Origin of the sequence: Kribbella koreensis, from assembly GCF_039525325.1 — a bacterium.
Taxonomy (GTDB): domain Bacteria; phylum Actinomycetota; class Actinomycetes; order Propionibacteriales; family Kribbellaceae; genus Kribbella; species Kribbella koreensis.
The window spans coordinates 122,306-139,027 of the sequence record NZ_BAAAHK010000022.1; the positions used below are offsets into that span (position 1 = coordinate 122,306).

Below are 16,722 nucleotides of genomic sequence, written 5' to 3' on the forward strand. Positions count from 1 at the left end.
GACCTCGAACACCCACCGGCGACCTTGAACACGCTATTTCATGTCCCAGGTCGCCGTTTGGTGTTCAAGGTCGCGTTCGGGGGTGGGGGACTACTGGTCGATGACGTCCACGTGGACGTGGTCGAGATGGCGGAGGGTGTCCTTGTTGCCGGGGCGGTCGGGGGCGGTGTAGTCGCGCCAGCCGTCGTCGGACTTGCCGCCCGCGGTCCAGATCTTGTCGCTGAAGATGACCGTGCGGATGCCGAGGTGGTCGGCCCGGGCGACCAGGTACTGCGCCATCGCCCAGCCCTTGACGGTGTTGGCCGCCGAGATGGGCTTCACGAAGATGTCGACGGCGCGGCCCTCGTAGTGCGCTGAGCCCTCCATGTGGCCGGTCGTCACGCCGCCGGGCTCGTAGCCCCCGGTGGAGACCTTCCCGAAGGTGGCGACCAAGTCCTTGCGGACCTTCTCGGCACGCGGCGTCAGGCCGTTCTTGCCCATCGGCTCGGACGGCATCGACTCGGTGTTGACCGTGCAACTGAGCGCGGCCTTCGACTGCCCGGTCAGTGCGGACGCCAGGATCCGTGCATCCGCCTCATGGTCGGCATACGCGTTGGGGAAGGCGCTCCGCTGCACCTTGTCGGCTGCGACCGTCACTGCGAGCTTCTGGTAGTTCGGCACCTTCACCAGTGCGTCGTAGAACTTGCCGGCCGCGTAGTGCGGGTCCTGCACCTGCTTGATCGTCCCCCAGCCCTGCGACGGCCGCTGCTGGAACAACCCGAGCGAGTCCCGGTCCCCATGCGCCAGGTTCCGCAGTCCGGACTCCTGGTACGCCGTAGCCAGCGCGACCGTAGCGGCCCGCGGCGGCAGCCCACGGCGTACAGCGACGCCCACGATGATCGCCGCCGACTCCGCCTGCTCCAGATCCAGTACTACGGACCCGGTGCTGACCGTGGCCTCGCACTGCTCGCGTGGCGGCAGCAGTGGGCCGAAGTCCTTGCCGCTGACCCAGTGGATCCCGACACCGACAGCGACCGCGAAAGCACCCACTGCTCCCACTGCGACCAAGGCGCCCCGGTTCATCGGCATACCGGTCCCAACGTGCGACGACGGCGTACTAGTGCCCCGAGTCCGAGGCGCACTTCCGGGATATGGGTCACGCTCTGTATGACGTGCTGCCTCTCACCTTGGTTGGCGTGATTTGTCACGCGTTGGCGTGCAGGGCCTCATTGAGCGTGATGCCCTCGCCCTTGCGCGGCCGTGCCTCGACCGCGCCGGTGATCGAGTTGCGCAGGAAGAGCAGGCCGGACTGGCCGGACAGCTCGATCGCCTTCACCACGGTGCCGTCGGGCAGCTTGAGCTTGGTACCGGGGGTCACGTAGAGGCCCGCCTCGACCACGCAGTCGTCGCCGAGCGAGATGCCGATGCCGCTGTTCGCGCCGAGCAGGCAGCGCTTGCCGATCGTGAGCACTGCCTTGCCGCCGCCCGACAGGGTGCCGAGGATCGACGAGCCGCCGCCGATGTCGCTGCCGTCGTCGACGACCACGCCGGCCACGATCCGGCCCTCGACCATCGAGGTGCCGAGCGTGCCGGCGTTGAAGTTCACGAAGCCCTCGTGCATGACCGTGGTGCCCGACGCCAGGTGCGCGCCCAGGCGGACCCGGTCGGCGTCGGCGATCCGGACACCGGACGGTACGACGTAGTCCGTCATCCGCGGGAACTTGTCGACGCTCGTCACGGACAGGTGCTGCCCGGCGGCCCGCGCGCGCAGCCGCACGTGCTCGATCTCGTCGACCGGGACCGGGCCGTGCGAGGTCCACGCGTTGTTCGGCAGGGAGGCGAAGATGCCGTCCAGGCTGAGGCCGTGCGGGCGGACCAGCCGGTGCGAGAGCAGGTGCAGCCGCAGATAGGCGTCGGCGACGTCGGCCGGGGCCTGGTCGAGCGTGATCGCGGTCTTCACGACGGTACGGCGTACCTGGCGCAGGTCGTCGTTGCCCTCGGCAGCGATCAGCTCCGCCGGCGCCTTCGCACCCTCGGGCGCCTCGCCCAGTTCGGGGGCCGGGTACCAGACGTCGAGCACGTTGCCCGAGGTCGTGACGGTGGCGAGGCCGAAGCCCCAGGCGCGAGTGGCGTTCTCAGTCATACCCCAAAGCCTGCCAGACGCGTGGTCGGCGGCCGACCACCGGTCTTGCCAGTCGATAACCTGCACACTCCGCCGCGGAAAGGATCGCCATGCAGGCCTCGCTCGTCCTGGACACCGACATCGGCACCGATGTCGACGACGTGCTCGCGCTCACCGCCATCCTCGGCTCGCCTGAACTGGACCTCGCGGGGGTGACCACGGTGTACGGCGATGTGCTGCTGCGCGCCCGGATGGTCGCGAGGCTCGCGCGCGTCGCCGGACGGTCGGTCGGGCCTGTCGTGCCTGGGCGTGGCGAGACCAGATCCGGGCGGGAGGTGTTCTGGGCGGGGCACGAGGGTGTGCTGATGCCTGATCTCGACCGGGAGACCGTTGATGGCGGTGGCGATCCGATCGGGTTGCTGGCCGGGTCGTCGACCGTGCTGGCGATCGGGCCGTTGACGAATCTGGCCGAGGCGGTGGAGGTCGAGGGGCGTGGGATCGAGCAGGTGTTCTTGATGGGTGGAGACTTCACGTCGGGGAAGGTCGAGCACAACATCAAGTGCGATGTCGCGGCGGCCGGGGTGGTGTTCGGGTCCGGCGTACCGGCGACGGTGATCGGGCTGGAGCAGACGACTCGGTTGCGGCTCGATGGTTTGATGCTGGCGGAGCTTGAGAGTGCGGGGGCTTTGGGGGAGTTGCTGGGCGGTGAGATCCGGCAGTACTGGGCTTATCGGTCGCAGGATTTCAATGTGCCGCATGATCCGGCGGCGGTGTTGATGATGGTCGAGCCGTCGCTGTTCTCGTTCGCCACCGGGCGGATCGTGGTCGAGGACGATGGGTTGACCCGGTTCAGTGCGGAGGAGGGTGGGCCGCACCGGATCGTGACCGATCTGGATCCGGTACGGGTCGCGCGACGGATCGTGGATCGGATGCTGGCGGCGATCAGCTGAAGCCTGGCCTTGCTGCTCGGCCGGCGAAACCCGCTTGGTTGCGGGCGCGTGGCTTGTCAGGATGGCTGCATGCTTCCCACCTGGCTCGACGTCATCGCCGGACCGGTTCTCGAGGCGACGCAGGCGGCGGCGGTCGGTGAGCTCAAGGGCGAGGTGCTGCGGGAGTGGGGTTCGTCGGAGGTTTGGCGCCTGTCCTATGGACTGCGCAGTGTGATCGTCAAGCGCGGCAGCGACGCCCAGCGGGGTGAGGGCGCGGCGTACCGGCGATTCGTCGTACCGCTCGAGTTGCCGGCGCCCCGGTTGATCCACAGCCTGGAGACGGACGACGCGGTACTGCTCGTCCTCGCCGACGTCGGCCGGGTCAATCTCGAGCAGGAGCCGTCGGCGGACGGCTTCCTGGCCGCGGCCGAACTGCTGGCCGGGATTCGTTCAAAGCCCGTCGATGCTCCGAGTGAGTTCACTTCCCGGCAACTCCTTGAGCTGGTACGCCGAAGTCCCGCCGCCCCTGCGCTTGCCGAGCGACTGTCGACCGCGGGCGTCGCGGCACTCGATCAGTTGCATGCGGCAACGGCTGCCCGCGTGGTCCACGGCGACTACGTACCGAAGAATCTGGTCAGTGACGGGACTCGGTGGTCCGTCGTTGACTGGCCGCTGGCGTACGTCGCGCCGCAGCTGAGTGATCTCTACACGCTGGTCCGCGATGCCGTTGCCGTCGGCCACCAAGCCGAACCGATCGTTGCCCGGTACGTCGATGCCGCGGGTGCCGATCCTTCGCTGGTGCAACGGCAACTGTCGGTGGGCGGGATCGCCTTCGTCTTGCGTGCGCTGACGTGGGTCGTCGAAGAGGGCGTGCGGACGGTGCCTTCTTCCAGGGAGTGGATCGAGCCCTTGCTGGCCGAGCTCGATGATGTCGTGAAGGGCCTGCGATGAGGCTGTTGGTGCTGGGCGGGACGAAGAACCTCGGCCGGCATGTGGTCGAGGCGGCACTCGCGGACGGTCACGAGGTGACGCTGTTCAATCGCGGGCTGACCAACCTGGGGTTGTTCCCGTCGGTCGAGCGGATTGTGGGGGAGCGTTCTGATCCCGGTGTGCTGGCTTCTGGGGTGTGGGATGCGGTGATCGATATGTCGGGGTTCTTGGTGCGGGATATCCGGCTCAGCCTTGACGTCTTGCGCGACCGGGTCGGGCACTACACGTTCATGTCGACGATCGGGGTCTACGCGAGCAGGACGACTCCCGGGATGACCGAGTCCGGTGAGCTGCTCGCCTGGCCTGACGGTGCTCCTGAGGACGAGTTCTCGATGGATCTGTACGGTCCGTCGAAGGCTCGGGCGGAGTTGCTGCTGGCCGAGGTGTTGGGGGAGCGGGCGGCTGCCGTGCGGTCGGGGTTCGTGGTGGGGCCGTACAACCCGGACTTCGGCAACTGGGGTGAGGCGTTGGCGACGGGCAAGGCCATGGAGTGCGCGGCTCGGCCCGAGCAGGCGATTCAGTACCTCGACGCGCGGGACTTGGCGGCGTTCCTGGTGCGGCTGAGTGTTGATGGCCGGGGTGGGGCGTTCAACGCGGTGAGTGGGTCGATGGCGATGGGCGACCTGGCCGAGGCGTGGCGTTCCGTCGTACCGGGAAGTCCGGCGGTCGACTGGGATCCGCCTGAGGACCGTTTTCACCTGACCCATGACGGGACCTTCCAGCTCGACAACCGCAAGGCGCTCGCGGCGGGGCTCGTCGTGCGGCCGGCTGAGGAGTCCGCGCGGGCCTGTGTCGAGTGGATCCGGGCCGGCAACACTCCGCCTCCGCCGCCGCATTAATAAGGTTGAAGTTGACGTAGCGGCAACACCTAGCGTCCTTGCCAGTGGCCGGAAGGACCGGCCGCGATGGTGGAGGGACGGTGGGCGAGGTGGCCTGGTCGATCGCCGAGGTGGCGCGGGAATCGGGGGTCACCTCGCGGACGCTGCGGCACTACCACGCGATCGGGCTGCTGATCCCGGCCCGGACCGCGCCCAACGGCCGCCGGTACTACGAGCAGGAACAGCTGCTCCGGTTGCAGCAGATCCTGCTGCTCCGCGACCTCGGACTCAGCCTCGACGTGGTCGGCGAAGTACTCGAACGTCGCAGCAGCACGAGCACGATCGAGGTACTCGGCCGGCACAAGGAATGGCTCCAGCGCGAGCAGCTGCGGCTCGCCCAGCTGATCCGGACCGTCGACACCACCATCGCCAACCTCACCGAAGGAGGCGAAATGAAACCCGAGAAGGTCTTCGAGGGATTCGAGCACAACCCGTACGAGGCCGAAGCGCGCGAACGCTGGGGCGACGCCCAGGTCGACGCGAGCTACGAGCGGATGCGGCGTTGGACCGAACAGGAGGCGGAGTTGGCGCGCACCGGCTTCACCCAGGTCCACGAAGGAATCACCACCCTGAAAGCCCAAGGAGCGGAAGTGCACGACCCCACGGTCCAGGAACTCATCCAGCTCCACCACCAGGTCATCAGCCTCTTCTGGACCCCAACCCGAGAGGCCTACAAGTCCCTCGGCCAGATGTACGTAGACGACCCCCGCTTCACCCAAACCATCAACCCCACCGACCCCACCGTCGCCGAATACCTCCGAGACGCCATGACGGTCTACGCGGACCAGAACCTGTCCGAGTAGGAAGTCAGTTACTTCTTGGGCGCCGAGGTGGCTCGGATGTGGAGTTCTGTGCGGAGGGTGACTGTGGAGGGGGGTCGGCCGGGGGAGGCTATCCGGTCTTTCAGGAGGAGGCCTGCGGTGCGGCCCAGTTCGTAGGTGGGTTGGGCGACTGTGGTCAGGGAAGGGACTACGAGGTCGGCCCAGGGGATGTCGTCGAAGCCGACGACGGCTATGTCGTCGGGGGCTCGGAGGCCTCGTTTGGCCAGGCATTCGAGGGCGCCGACGGTCATCAGGTTGTTGGTGACGAAGAGAGCCTCGGGGGGCTCGGGTTGGTCCAGGAGGCTTTCCATGGCGGCGAAGCCGCCGGCTTCGCGGAAGTCGGCGTGGCGGACCAGGTCTTTGTTGTAGGGAATGCCGGCGGTGCGGAGAGCCGAGCGGTAGCCGGCCAGGCGGTCCATCGCGGTGCTGACCCGGCGCGGGCCGGTGATGCAGGCGATGCGTTGGTAGCCGCCGTCGATCAGGTGTTTGACGCCTTCGGCGGCGCCGTGTTCGTTGTCGACGAGGACGGTGTCCGCCTCGACGCCCTCGACCCGGCGGTCGATCAGGACCATCGGAGTCTTGGCGCCGTTGAGCAGCGCGACACCCTCCGCGGTCGACGTCGGGGAGATCACGACGCCCGCCATCTGCTCGGTCAGTACCGCGGAGGCGTACGCCTCTTCCTTGGCCGGATCCTCGTCGGAGTTGCACAGTACGACGTGGTAGCCCTCGGTCTGGGCGACGTCCTCGAGGCCACGGACGAGCGAGGTGAAGAACGGGTTCTCGATGTCGGAGATGACGACGGCCCACAGATTGGTGCTGGCCCGGCGCAGGTTGCGGGCCACGCCGTTCGGGCGGTAGCCGAGCTCCGCCACGGCCGCCCGGACCTTCTCGGACAGCTCCGGGTCCACGTTCCGGCGGCCGCTGAGCACCCGCGACACGGTGGCCGGCGATACGCCAGATCTACGCGCGACGTCGTAGATCGTCGTCATGCTCGCTCCCCGCTCGAGGCCTACCCGCCGTCTGGACGGCACAAGGATCTCACGAGTCCAGCAAGGCCAAAGCTGCAGATCGGTCCGGGCAGGAGGTGGCTGCTCCGTGCATCGTTGTAGACAGTGCCCCCGCCGCATTCGCGAGCCGTACGGCGTCCGCAAGCGGCGCTCCGGCGGCCAACGACGCGGCAAGCGAGCCGCAGAAGGCGTCGCCGGCGCCGACCGTGTCGACGGTCGCCACCGGGTGCGCGGGGATGCGAAGCTCCCGCCCGGAGCCGGCCCGGGCCGAGCGGTCGACGACGAAGGCGCCGGCCGGGGCTGAGCGGTCGATGACGAAGGCGCCGTCGCCTGAGCGGTCCAGGACGTAGGCGCCGCGGGAGCCGAGGGTGATGACGCAGCCGCGAAGGTCCCAGTCGTCGGCCAAGCGGCGGGCGATGACCGGTACCTGGGAATCGTTGCAGTCTAGGCCGGTGAGGGCGGCGGCCTCGACCTCGTTGGGGACGAGGATGTCGACGAAGGCGGCGAGCGAAGAGTCGACCGGCCCGGCGGGCGCTGGGGTGAGGATGGTGGTGACGCCGGCCGCCGAGGCGAGTTGGAGGGCTGCGCGACTGGCTTCGACCGGCAGTTCGAGCTGGACGCTGAGGACCGCGCTCGAGGTCAGTACAGGCGAAGCCGCCTCGATGTCAGCGGCGGTGATCGCGGAGTTCGCGCGGGACACGATGATGATCGAGTTGCTGCCGTCCGGGAGGACCAGCGGAAGCCCCACGCCGGTACCGAGTTCCGGATGCCGCACCACCCAATCGGTGTCCACGCCATCCGTCTTGAGCAGCTCGAGAAACTCCTCGCCGTAGCGATCGTCCCCGATCATCCCGACGATCGCGGTACGGGCTCCCATCCGCGCGGCGGCGATCGCCTGATTGACCCCCTTGCCGCCAAGGAATTCGGCGAAACCCGTGCCATGCAAGGTCTCTCCAGGCATCGGCCGCCGCTCGGCGCGCGCGACCAGATCCTTCATGAACGACCCGAGCACACACACGTCGTACCGCGTCATGCCTCCTCCCCGGCGTCGAGCAGCTTGCGCCCGAGCGCGCCGGAGGGATGGAACCGCGCGAAATCGTGATGCGTGAACTCCCGCAGTACGACGAGAGCGCACGCCAGCGCATCGCCCATCACCAGCGCCGCGGTCGTGGATGCCGTCGGCGCGAGGTTGAGCGGATCCGCCTCCCGCAACACCATCGTGTCCAGCGTGTACGTCGCAAGCCCAGCGAGCGTCGACTCTTCAGCCCCTGTCATCGCGATCACCGGGATCCCCCGATCGCGCAGCATCTGGGCGAAGGCGCACACCTCCGCCGTCTCGCCCGACGCCGACAACGCAAGCACCAGATCCCGCGCCGTCACCGCACCCGAGTCGCCATGCAACGCATCCCCTGCGTGGATGAAGGTCGCCGGCGTCCCCGTCGACGCCAACGTCGCCGCGATCTTCCGCCCGACCAGCCCCGACTTACCCAGACCTGTGACGACCAGATGCCCTTCGCAAGCAGCAACAGCGGTGAGGACGTCGAGGAACACCCCGTCGAGCCGGCCGGCCAAAGCGGAGACGGCCGCGGCCTCGGTCTCGATCGCATGGCGGGCTGCTGCCAAACCGCGCCCGACCAGGTCGCCGGGCAGCTCGTCAGCCGCGCGGTGGGCGGCCGCGCGGTTCGGCACTACTGGCATCCTCGACCTGCTTTCGAGTCCGGCTCAGAAATCGATTTCCAGCGAGGGTAGGCAAATCCACGCTCAGCTGTCAATGAAACCTTGACCGCTCCGGCCCTCGCTCGTACTTTGTGAGAAATCGATTGCCAAGGAGTCTCCGATGGCCGCACCATCCCCTGCACCTCAGTTGAGCCGACGGACCCTGCTGGGCGCGCTGGCCGCATCCGCCGTCGCCGCGCCGCTACTGACCGCCTGCGGTGGCGACGGCGCCGGTGGCGACGGCAAGGAGCTGTCGTTCTGGAACTTCTACGGCCCGTCCGACGACAACAGCCCGCAGAGCAAGTGGTTCGTCGCTCTGGCCGAGCAGTGGAACCAGAACAACGACGTCAAGGTCAAGCTGCGCTATATCCCCGGCAAGGACTACCTCAGCGGTACGACGCTGCAGACGGCCTTCCAGTCGGGGCAAGGCCCGGACATCTTCCTGATCAGCCCCGGCGACTTCCTCCGCTACTACAACGGCGGCGTACTGCAGGATCTGTCCGGCAACCTGAGCGATGAGACCAAGGCCGACTACCTGCCCGGCCTGCTCGAGGCCCGCAGCGTCGACGGCAAGATCTACGGCCTGCCGATGGAGATCGAGCCACTCGCCTTGTACTACAGCGAATCCGCCTTCGAGAAGGCCGGCCTGTCCGAGGCGGATCTGCCCAGGACGTGGGACCAGACCCTCGCGGTCGCGCAGAAACTGACCGGCAAGGATCGGTACGGGGTGATGTTCGAGACGCTGCCCGGCTACTACCAGAACTTCACCTGGTACCCGTTCCTCTGGCAGGGCGACGGTACGCCGATCAGGGACGGCAAGGTGGCTTTCGACTCACCGGCCGCCGTCCAGGCGCTGAAGTTCTGGCAGGACACGATCAAGAACAAGGTGGCTCCCCGCAAGGCACTCGGCGACGGCGGCGGTGATGTCGTCTCCAACCTCGGTTCGGGTGCGGCCGCGATGCAGCAGAGCGGGATCTGGGCCGTCGCCGACCTGCGGGCGAAGGCGAAGAACTTCAAGTACGGCGTGATTCCGCACCCGACTCCGGCGGGCGGCAAGCCGGCCACGGACCTCGGCGGGTGGGCGTTCGTCGCGAACTCGAAGGGCAAGAACCCGGAGGCCGCGGCCAAGTTCATCACCTGGGCGCTCGGGTCGACCGATGCCGAGGGGGTCGAGCGGCAGCGGCAGTGGAACACCGTGGTGAAGACGAATGTGCCGCCGCGTAAGTCGGTACAGACCGCCGCTGACGCGAAGGGGGCGTTCGCCGACGGCCCGCTGAAGAAGTTCGTCTCCGAGATCGCGCCGACCGGCAAGCCGGAGCCGCGCTTCCCGCCCGAGGTGTACCAGCCGATCGCCGACGCGATCCAGGCCTGCCAGCTGAACGGGTCCGACCCGGCGAAGGCGGCCGCTGATGCGGCGCAGAAGATCGACACCTTCCTGAAGACCTACCAGGGCGCGCCCATCACATGACAGCGACGATGACAGCCCCGCCGGCCAAGCCTGTGGTGAAGGCTCGGAAGCAGTCGATGACCAAGAAGCGGCGCGAGGCGCTCGCGGCCTACGCGTTCCTCGCGCCCGACGTGATCGGCCTGCTGATCTTCGTCGCGTTGCCGATGGTGCTGGCCTTCGGCGTCGCGTTCTTCAAGGTCGACGGTTTCGGCAACTACCGGTACGTCGGTCTGGGCAACTACCGGTTGATGGCGGGCGACGATCAGCTCTGGGCGTCGCTCAAGGTGACCGCGATCTACGTGGTCAGCTTCGTGCCGATCGCGTTCGTGGTGAGCTTCGCGCTCGCGATGCTGGTCCGCAACCACTTCAAGGGGATCGGCTGGGTCCGCTCGGCGTTCTTCCTGCCGAACGTGGTCAGCCTGGTCGTGGTCGGCCTGATCTGGCAGTTCCTGCTGGTCGACAAACGCGGCGCGCTCTCCAAGCTGCTGGCGCCGCTGGGGCTGGGCGACGTGTCGTTCCTCGGTACGCCGTCGCTTGCCCTGGGCACCTATGTGGTGATCTCGGTCTGGTTCCTGATGGGCTATCAGATGCTGGTCTTCCTGGCCGGGCTGAAGGATGTGCCGAAGGAGCTCGAGGACGCGGCGCAGATCGACGGCGCGAGCGCGTGGCAGCGGTTCCGGTACGTGATCTGGCCGCTGCTCCGGCCGACCAGCTTCTTCGTCGTGGTCAACTCGACGATCGGGGCGGTGACCGGGCTGCAGGCCTTCGACCTCGTCTACGTGCTGACCAAGGGCGGGCCGGCGCGCGCGACGAGCACGGTCGTCATCTACATCTACGAGCAGGCGTTCACCTTCAACAACATGGGGTACGCCGCTGCGCTGACCACCGTCGTCGTCGCCCTGCTCATTCTCTGCACCGGCGTGATGTTCGCCGTCACCCGAGGAGGCCGCTTCGATGAGGACTAGGTTCTTCCCGATCCTGGCGCACGTACTGGCTCTGCTCGCCGTTGCGCCGCTGCTCTGGGTGCTGATCAGTGTGCTGAAGCCTGCGGAGGATGTCTTCTCCTTCGGCTGGCCTTCGACCTGGACGCTCGACAACCTGCAGTACGTCCTGCTGAAGATCCCGCTGCCGCGCTTCCTGCTGAACAGTGCGATCGTCTCGGTCGTCGTCACCGTCGTCGCGCTGTTCTTCCACTCGATGGCTGCCTACGCCCTGGCCCGCTTGCGTTTCCCGGGCCGCGGGATCATCTTCTCCGGCATCATGTCGACGCTGCTCGTCTCGCTGCCGGTCATCCTCGTGCCGCTGTTCCTGGTCGCCAAGCAACTCGGCCTGCTGGACAGCTACGCCGGCTTGATCGTGCCGAGCATCTTCCATGCCTTCGGCATCTTCCTGCTCCGCCAGTACTACCTCAACATCCCGCGCGAACTCGAAGAGGCCGCCGACCTGGACGGCTGCGGCTACTGGCGCCGCTACTGGAGCGTCATCCTGCCGTTGAGTCGTCCGGTGCTCGCGAGTCTGTCGGTATTGTTCTTCCTGGCCAACTGGAACGCGTTCCTCTGGCCGCTGACGATCACTCGCAATCCAGACCTCCGGGTGATCCAGCTCGGCATCGCAGGCATGCAAGGTCAGTACGCCTCGGCCTGGAACCTCATCCTCGCCGCCGCTGTCATCGCGGCCATCCCCACGGTCATCGTCTTCGTGGCCGGCCAGAAACGCCTCGTCGACGCGATGAAAACCACCGGCCTGAAGTGAGTGCTCGACGGCCGGTTGATCAGGTCGCGCAGTCGATGCAGGTCCGGGCGGTCGGCCGGGCGATCAGCCGGCCGGCCGCGATCGGGTTGCCGCAGATCTCGCAGCGGCCGAAGTCGTCGGCTTCGAGGCGGTCGAGGGCGCTGTCGAGGTCGGCGAGGTGTTTGTGGGCGTCTTCGAGGAACGTGGTCGTCTGGGAGCGTTCGAAGGCGATCGTGGCGCCTTCGGGGTCGTGTTCGTCGTCGGTTGCGACCAGGCGGGAGGCCTCGACGATCGCTTCCAGGTCGGCGGTGAGCGCGGCGATGCGGTTCGCCGTACCGGCTCGGTCGGCGAGGAGTGCTGAGCGCAGCTCTGGATCCGGTCCCACGCTTCGATTGTCGCTCGCGGCAGAGCCGGAGATCACGGCCACGGCTTGAGCTCGGGGCGATCCCCGGTGATCTCGCGGACGAGCGGGCGGCCTGCGAGCCAGCTGGTGAGGTCGGTCAGCCTGCCTGCGAGCAGCCGGTCCTCGCCGGTGCCGTTCTCCCAGCGACTGGTGCCTGCGTCCAGGATCAGGTGGATCCCGTCGGGCGTCCGCGGCCGGAGGAAGTCGAGGAGGTGAAGGCAGAAGTCCTCGGACCAGTCGTCCGAGGTGGGCTCCAACGCGAGATCGACGGTGTGTACTTCGTACTCCCGCCAGCCCGCGTAGACGGTCGCCGCCAGATCGCTGTCCCGGTGCCGCACCGGCCGTGACCAGTCGTCGACCTTCTCCCACGCCGCCAGCAATCCAGCGCTCGCCGTCGCCACGTGATCCCTCAGCTCATCGGCGGACCGCCCGGCACCGGCCTCGATCGCAGCATCCCGGGCGGGTCGCCCGCCGTCGTACATCTCGATCAACCGGCCCGCTCGCGCCTCGTCGATCTGGCGCGTCATCGCCTCGCCGAAGTTCGCGATGTGGGTGAGGACGTGTCCGCGCGACCAGCCCGGCAGGGCGGAGGGTGCCCGGACCGTGGCGTCGTCGAGGTCGACGAGCAGGGCGTTGAGTCGGCTGATCGACGCTTCGATCGGAGGATTCACCGCAATCCCTTCCTGGCTAATGCTAGATCTGATTCTGCCGTTAGAGGCGATAGTATGCCGATCATGACCGTGCTCGCCTTCGAGATCGCCGCCACCATCCGGCACGACGGGCAAGGCGGAGTGGCGGACGGCCTCGCGACGGGGGAGCTGACCGGGGCGTGGATCCGGGCAAACGCTCCGCTCGTGGAGCAGGTGCTCGGTGGGCCGAGAGGCTTCGACGCGTCGGTGATCGCGGTTGACGACGAGGTTCGGGAGCGGCTCGTCGGCGTACGGCGGGCAGTGCGTTCGTTGTTTGCCCGGGCGGTCAGCCCGGCGCCGCCGAGCAAGGCTGATGCCGGCAGGCTGCTTGATCCGGTCACTGCGGTGCGGATGTTGAACGAGGCGGCGGACGGCCTTGGGAGTGCGCATCTGGAGTGGCCGGACGAGGGCGAGCCGGTCGTGCGCTGGACCGGCGGTGCGTCCGAGCCGGTCGGGCTGCTGCTGGGCGCAGTCGGGCGGTCGGGGATCGACTTCCTTGCGAGCCCCGAGCGACTGCGGCTGAGGGCGTGCCCGGCGGCGCGCTGCGTCAAGTACTTCCTGCAGGACGATCCGCGGCAGACCTGGTGTTCCCCGTCCTGCGGCAACCGTGAGCGCGTCAACCGTCACTATCAGCGAAAGCACGCGGGCTAGCCATTAGCCTCGAGCTATGAGTCTGGGGCGGTTCAAGGATCTGTGTATCGATGTGGCGTCCCCGAGTGTGATGACGTCGTTCTGGGGGCGGCTGCTCGGGTTGACCGCGCCGGCGGACAACCCGGAGGTGCTGGTCGGTGACCGGCCCGAGAAGACGATCTGGATCAATCGGGTGCCGGAGCCGCGGACGGTCAAGCAGCGGGTGCATCTGGACGTGCACACCAGCGCGATCGAGGACCTGGTACGAGCCGGCGCGACCGTGCTGAGCCCGATCTCGGAGCGACAGCACTGGGCGGTCCTGGCCGACCCCGAGGGCGGCGAGTTCTGCGGATTCGTGCGGGAGAAGGTTCCGGAGTACCGATTGATGGAGCTGGCCGTGGACTCGGCCGACCCGGAGGCGCAGGCGCGCTGGTGGGCCGGGGTGGTCGGGGGTGAGGTCGGGCACGAGCCGGGCAAGCCGTGGTACTGGCTGGAGAACGTACCCGGGCTGCCGTTCAGGTACTGGGTCTTCAACCCCGTGCCGGAGCCGAAGACGGTGAAGAACCGCATCCACTGGGACATCACCGCACCCGACCTCGACGCCGTCCTGACCGCGGGTGCGACACTGCTGCGACCCAAGGACGACGAAATCGGCTGGCACGTCTGCGCCGATCCAGAGGGCAATGAGTTCTGTGTGTTCCTACCAGCAGCAGTTGAGGATTCTGATGGCGAAGCTTGATCTGTCTCTGTCCGGCCCGGACCTTTGTGCTGCGCTCGTCGACGTCTCGTCGGTCAGCGGGACCGAGGAGGAGCTGGCCGACGCGGTCGAGTCGGCGCTGTCGGCGTACGCGCATCTGACCGTCTCGCGGCACGGCAACACCGTCGTCGCCCGGACCGAACTGGGGCGCCCGGAGCGGATCGTCGTCGCCGGGCATCTGGACACCGTGCCGCTGAACGACAACCTGCCGGCCCGGCGCGCGGACGGGCTGATCCACGGGCTCGGCGCCTGCGACATGAAAGGCGGCGTCGCGGTCGGACTGCGGCTGGCGGCGACGCTGACCGAGCCGAACCGCGACATCACCTATGTCTTCTACGACTGCGAAGAGATCGAGTCGGAGCGCAACGGGCTGTTCAAGCTGACGCGGACGCACCCCGAGCTGCTGGAGGGCGTGTTCGCGGTCGTGATGGAGCCGTCGAACGCGGTCGTCGAGGCGGGCTGCCAGGGCACGATGCGGGTCGAGGTGACAACGCATGGCGAGCGGGCCCACTCAGCGCGCTCATGGATGGGCAAGAACGCGATCCACGCGGCCGGGGAGATCCTCGACCGGCTGGCGGCGTACGAGCCGCGGCGGGTGCCGATCGACGGGCTCGAGTACCGCGAGGGGCTCAACGCGGTCGCGATCAGCGGCGGGGTCGCCGGGAACGTCGTACCGGATCTGTGCACGGTGTCGGTCAACTACCGGTTCGCGCCGAACCGGTCGGAGGCGGAGGCCGAGGCGCATGTGCGGGAGGTCTTCGCCGGGTACGACGTGGTGGTGACCGACTCGGCGCCGGGTGGACTGCCGGGGCTGGAGCGGCCGGCGGCGGCCGCGTTCCTGCAGGTGGTCGGGGGCGAACCGCAGCCGAAGTTCGGCTGGACCGACGTCGCGCGGTTCACGACGCTGGGGGTGCCGGCGGTGAACTACGGGCCGGGCGACCCGCTGTACGCGCACAAGCAGGACGAGTTCGTGCCGGAAGCGGAGATCGAGCAGTGTGAACAGCGGTTGAGGACTTGGTTGACGTCGTAGGGCGCGCTCGCGTTCGGCGGGCCTGGGTGGCTTGTCCGCACTAATCTTGGGGACATGGAAGAACCCTCGATCAAACCCGACCGTCCGCAGGGCTCGCAGCAGCGGGGGCCTGTCGTGATGCGCCGCAACCAGGTGCAGCACTCGACCTCCGAGCAGCGGCTGCTGGACAGCCGCGGTCCGTCGGACTGGGTGCACACCGACCCGTGGCGGGTGCTGCGGATCCAGTCGGAGTTCATCGAGGGCTTCGGGATGCTGGCCGAGCTCGGGCCGGCCATCAGCGTCTTCGGCTCGGCGCGGACCAAGCCCGAGGACCCGATGTACACGGCGGCGGAGGAGTTCGGGCGCAAGCTGGTCGGCGCCGGTTACGCGGTGATCACCGGTGGTGGACCGGGTGTGATGGAGGCGGCGAACAAGGGCGCCTCCGAGGCCGGTGGGGTGTCGGTCGGGCTGGGGATCGAGCTGCCGTTCGAGAACGGGCTGAACGAGTGGGTCGACATCGGGATGAACTTCCGGTACTTCTTCACCCGCAAGACGATGTTCGTGAAGTACGCGCAGGGGTTCGTCGTGATGCCGGGCGGGTTCGGCACGCTGGACGAGCTGTTCGAGGCGCTGACGCTGGCGCAGACGCGCAAGGTGACGTCGTTTCCGGTGGTGCTGTTCGGTACGTCGTACTGGAGCGGGCTGGCCGACTGGCTGCGCGAGACGATGCTTGCCGACGGCAAGATCTCGGCGGCGGACCTGGAGATGTTCACCATCACCGACGATGTGGACGAGGCGATCAGCTACATCGTGAAGGCCGGCGAGATGGCCGACGCGGCCGCTGAGGAAGCTGCCGCGGCCGCCGCCCGCGACGTCGCCGAGTCCGACAGCCCGGAGGCCCGGGAACGCCGGGAGACCCGCCGCCTCGGCTCCGACGGCATGTGAAACCTGTGCCGGTCCCGGCCCGGGCGGCGGGTGAAAGTGGGGGTTGACAACCGGCGACCGGCCCGTGGTTGTGCGGGGTTGTCCGTCGGCATGGCACGATCGGTCACGTGATGTGGTTCTTCGGGCTGATTGTCGTGCTCCTGATCGGGGCTGTTGCCGTCGTTGCCTCGGGACGGTGGGGCGCGATGGCCCCGGCGTACGACGACCGGCCGGATCTGACGGTGCCCGCGCGGCAAGCGCTCACCGCCGACGACCTCGAGACGGCCCGCTTCGGCGTCGGCCTGCGCGGTTACCGGATGGACGAGGTCGACACCCTGCTCGAACGGGTCGCCCGCGAGGTCGCCGAACGCGACCGCCGGATCGCCGACCTCGAACGAGCCGTCAGCCCGATCATCCACGGCCCCGAAGGCGCCGGCTTCACCGCCCGCGCCGACTACGAACCGGCCGACTTCGACGACACCGGCTACAACTTGCCCATCCTCGTAGGCGGCGACTTCCCGACGCCCGAAGAAGACGAAAAAGTCGTCGCCGAGGCGCCGGTGGCTACCCAGCCACCGGCTGAACCGCAGCCCGAACAGCCTGCTCAACCCACGGCAGCAACCCCCGCCGAGGCACCTCCTGCACCGGCGGCCACCGACGTACCGGCTGTACCGGCGGCCACCGACGTAC

Annotated in this window: 19 protein-coding genes; 12 read left to right on the plus strand and 7 right to left on the minus strand. The window is 68.1% G+C overall.

The features are described from left to right. Positions 1–90 precede the first annotated feature (90 nt). Both ABD116_RS38440 and dapD read right to left on the minus strand, forming a co-directional pair. Positions 91–1,068 (minus strand): VldE C-terminal domain-containing protein, encoded by a 978-nt coding sequence (locus ABD116_RS38440; RefSeq protein WP_343982601.1) that lies wholly within the window; start codon positions 1,066–1,068, stop codon positions 91–93. Positions 1,069–1,183: 115 nt separating this feature from the next. Further along, positions 1,184–2,122 carry a 2,3,4,5-tetrahydropyridine-2,6-dicarboxylate N-succinyltransferase gene (gene dapD / locus ABD116_RS38445; RefSeq protein ID WP_343982604.1) on the minus strand — a complete coding sequence of 313 codons (939 nt, stop codon included), beginning with the start codon at positions 2,120–2,122 and terminating at the stop codon, positions 1,184–1,186. Between the two features lie 89 nt (positions 2,123–2,211). Between dapD and ABD116_RS38450 the strand changes: the two genes are divergently transcribed. The 4 genes from ABD116_RS38450 to ABD116_RS38465 all read left to right on the plus strand — a co-directional run bounded on the left by ABD116_RS38450 (position 2,212) and on the right by ABD116_RS38465 (position 5,701). After that, the gene (locus tag ABD116_RS38450; protein WP_343982607.1) at positions 2,212–3,051 is read left to right on the plus strand and encodes a nucleoside hydrolase; all 840 of its coding nucleotides are present in this window, start codon (positions 2,212–2,214) and stop codon (positions 3,049–3,051) included. Between the two features lie 69 nt (positions 3,052–3,120). Continuing rightward, entirely contained in the window at positions 3,121–3,981 is an 861-nt protein-coding gene (locus tag ABD116_RS38455; RefSeq protein WP_343982610.1) for a phosphotransferase family protein, read from the plus strand. Then, positions 3,978–4,859, plus strand: a complete 882-nt coding sequence (locus tag ABD116_RS38460) for a Rossmann-fold NAD(P)-binding domain-containing protein (protein WP_343982613.1) — start codon at positions 3,978–3,980, stop codon at positions 4,857–4,859. The genes ABD116_RS38455 and ABD116_RS38460 overlap by 4 nt, the downstream gene beginning before the upstream one ends. An 80-nt stretch (positions 4,860–4,939) precedes the next feature. Then, the gene (locus ABD116_RS38465) at positions 4,940–5,701 is read left to right on the plus strand and encodes a MerR family transcriptional regulator (protein ID WP_343982615.1); all 762 of its coding nucleotides are present in this window, start codon (positions 4,940–4,942) and stop codon (positions 5,699–5,701) included. Positions 5,702–5,709: 8 nt separating this feature from the next. Here ABD116_RS38465 and ABD116_RS38470 read toward each other — a convergent pair whose 3' ends face one another. From ABD116_RS38470 to ABD116_RS38480, 3 genes are read right to left on the minus strand one after another with little or no spacing between them, the layout of a single operon-like run. Next, the gene (locus tag ABD116_RS38470) at positions 5,710–6,708 is read right to left on the minus strand and encodes a LacI family DNA-binding transcriptional regulator (protein ID WP_343982618.1); all 999 of its coding nucleotides are present in this window, start codon (positions 6,706–6,708) and stop codon (positions 5,710–5,712) included. A 49-nt stretch (positions 6,709–6,757) separates the two neighbouring features. Continuing rightward, a complete protein-coding gene (locus tag ABD116_RS38475; RefSeq protein WP_343982621.1) occupies positions 6,758–7,759 on the minus strand; it encodes a ribokinase in 1,002 nt (333 codons plus the stop codon). Next, positions 7,756–8,424 (minus strand): KpsF/GutQ family sugar-phosphate isomerase, encoded by a 669-nt coding sequence (locus ABD116_RS38480; protein ID WP_343982624.1) that lies wholly within the window; start codon positions 8,422–8,424, stop codon positions 7,756–7,758. Before ABD116_RS38480 ends, ABD116_RS38475 begins: the two co-directional genes overlap by 4 nt. 139 nt (positions 8,425–8,563) lie before the next feature. Between ABD116_RS38480 and ABD116_RS38485 the strand changes: the two genes are divergently transcribed. From ABD116_RS38485 to ABD116_RS38495, 3 genes are read left to right on the plus strand one after another with little or no spacing between them, the layout of a single operon-like run. Beyond that, on the plus strand, positions 8,564–9,910 hold the full coding sequence (locus ABD116_RS38485) for an ABC transporter substrate-binding protein (RefSeq protein WP_343982627.1): 1,347 nt from the start codon (positions 8,564–8,566) through the stop codon (positions 9,908–9,910). After that, on the plus strand, positions 9,907–10,854 hold the full coding sequence (locus ABD116_RS38490) for a carbohydrate ABC transporter permease (protein WP_343982630.1): 948 nt from the start codon (positions 9,907–9,909) through the stop codon (positions 10,852–10,854). The genes ABD116_RS38485 and ABD116_RS38490 overlap by 4 nt, the downstream gene beginning before the upstream one ends. Next, positions 10,844–11,641: a carbohydrate ABC transporter permease gene (locus ABD116_RS38495; protein ID WP_343982633.1), complete on the plus strand. Its 798-nt coding sequence runs from the start codon at positions 10,844–10,846 to the stop codon at positions 11,639–11,641. The genes ABD116_RS38490 and ABD116_RS38495 overlap by 11 nt, the downstream gene beginning before the upstream one ends. 19 nt (positions 11,642–11,660) lie before the next feature. Here ABD116_RS38495 and ABD116_RS38500 read toward each other — a convergent pair whose 3' ends face one another. After that, on the minus strand, positions 11,661–12,005 hold the full coding sequence (locus tag ABD116_RS38500) for a TraR/DksA family transcriptional regulator (RefSeq protein ID WP_343982636.1): 345 nt from the start codon (positions 12,003–12,005) through the stop codon (positions 11,661–11,663). Between the two features lie 32 nt (positions 12,006–12,037). Continuing rightward, the gene (locus tag ABD116_RS38505; protein WP_343982639.1) at positions 12,038–12,694 is read right to left on the minus strand and encodes a maleylpyruvate isomerase family mycothiol-dependent enzyme; all 657 of its coding nucleotides are present in this window, start codon (positions 12,692–12,694) and stop codon (positions 12,038–12,040) included. A gap of 63 nt (positions 12,695–12,757) precedes the next feature. Here ABD116_RS38505 and ABD116_RS38510 point away from each other — a divergent pair, with 63 nt between their 5' ends. From ABD116_RS38510 to ABD116_RS38530, 5 genes are all read left to right on the plus strand, one after another. Then, entirely contained in the window at positions 12,758–13,363 is a 606-nt protein-coding gene (locus ABD116_RS38510; protein WP_343982643.1) for a CGNR zinc finger domain-containing protein, read from the plus strand. Positions 13,364–13,379: 16 nt separating this feature from the next. Then, the gene (locus ABD116_RS38515) at positions 13,380–14,081 is read left to right on the plus strand and encodes a VOC family protein (protein WP_343982646.1); all 702 of its coding nucleotides are present in this window, start codon (positions 13,380–13,382) and stop codon (positions 14,079–14,081) included. Further along, the gene (gene dapE, locus ABD116_RS38520; RefSeq protein ID WP_343982649.1) at positions 14,068–15,129 is read left to right on the plus strand and encodes a succinyl-diaminopimelate desuccinylase; all 1,062 of its coding nucleotides are present in this window, start codon (positions 14,068–14,070) and stop codon (positions 15,127–15,129) included. Before ABD116_RS38515 ends, dapE begins: the two co-directional genes overlap by 14 nt. A gap of 54 nt (positions 15,130–15,183) precedes the next feature. Continuing rightward, positions 15,184–16,053 carry an LOG family protein gene (locus ABD116_RS38525; protein WP_343982652.1) on the plus strand — a complete coding sequence of 290 codons (870 nt, stop codon included), beginning with the start codon at positions 15,184–15,186 and terminating at the stop codon, positions 16,051–16,053. A gap of 110 nt (positions 16,054–16,163) precedes the next feature. Next, positions 16,164–16,722, plus strand: a 559-nt coding sequence (locus tag ABD116_RS38530; protein WP_343982655.1) for a DivIVA domain-containing protein, incomplete at its 3' end; no start/stop codon positions are given.

Bases quoted from the DNA above. Each gene is read 5' to 3' on its own strand.
- ABD116_RS38470 (WP_343982618.1), bottom strand. From the start codon at position 6,708: ATGACGACGATCTACGACGTCGCGCGTAGATCTGGCGTATCGCCGGCC.
- ABD116_RS38490 (WP_343982630.1), top strand. From the start codon at position 9,907: ATGACAGCGACGATGACAGCCCCGCCGGCCAAGCCTGTGGTGAAGGCT.
- ABD116_RS38525 (WP_343982652.1), top strand. From the start codon at position 15,184: ATGGAAGAACCCTCGATCAAACCCGACCGTCCGCAGGGCTCGCAGCAG.
- ABD116_RS38485 (WP_343982627.1), top strand. From the start codon at position 8,564: ATGGCCGCACCATCCCCTGCACCTCAGTTGAGCCGACGGACCCTGCTG.
- ABD116_RS38510 (WP_343982643.1), top strand. From the start codon at position 12,758: ATGACCGTGCTCGCCTTCGAGATCGCCGCCACCATCCGGCACGACGGG.
- ABD116_RS38495 (WP_343982633.1), top strand. From the start codon at position 10,844: ATGAGGACTAGGTTCTTCCCGATCCTGGCGCACGTACTGGCTCTGCTC.
- ABD116_RS38450 (WP_343982607.1), top strand. From the start codon at position 2,212: ATGCAGGCCTCGCTCGTCCTGGACACCGACATCGGCACCGATGTCGAC.
- ABD116_RS38460 (WP_343982613.1), top strand. From the start codon at position 3,978: ATGAGGCTGTTGGTGCTGGGCGGGACGAAGAACCTCGGCCGGCATGTG.
- ABD116_RS38515 (WP_343982646.1), top strand. From the start codon at position 13,380: ATGAGTCTGGGGCGGTTCAAGGATCTGTGTATCGATGTGGCGTCCCCG.
- ABD116_RS38455 (WP_343982610.1), top strand. From the start codon at position 3,121: ATGCTTCCCACCTGGCTCGACGTCATCGCCGGACCGGTTCTCGAGGCG.
- dapE (WP_343982649.1), top strand. From the start codon at position 14,068: ATGGCGAAGCTTGATCTGTCTCTGTCCGGCCCGGACCTTTGTGCTGCG.
- ABD116_RS38480 (WP_343982624.1), bottom strand. From the start codon at position 8,424: ATGCCAGTAGTGCCGAACCGCGCGGCCGCCCACCGCGCGGCTGACGAG.
- dapD (WP_343982604.1), bottom strand. From the start codon at position 2,122: ATGACTGAGAACGCCACTCGCGCCTGGGGCTTCGGCCTCGCCACCGTC.
- ABD116_RS38475 (WP_343982621.1), bottom strand. From the start codon at position 7,759: ATGACGCGGTACGACGTGTGTGTGCTCGGGTCGTTCATGAAGGATCTG.
- ABD116_RS38440 (WP_343982601.1), bottom strand. From the start codon at position 1,068: ATGCCGATGAACCGGGGCGCCTTGGTCGCAGTGGGAGCAGTGGGTGCT.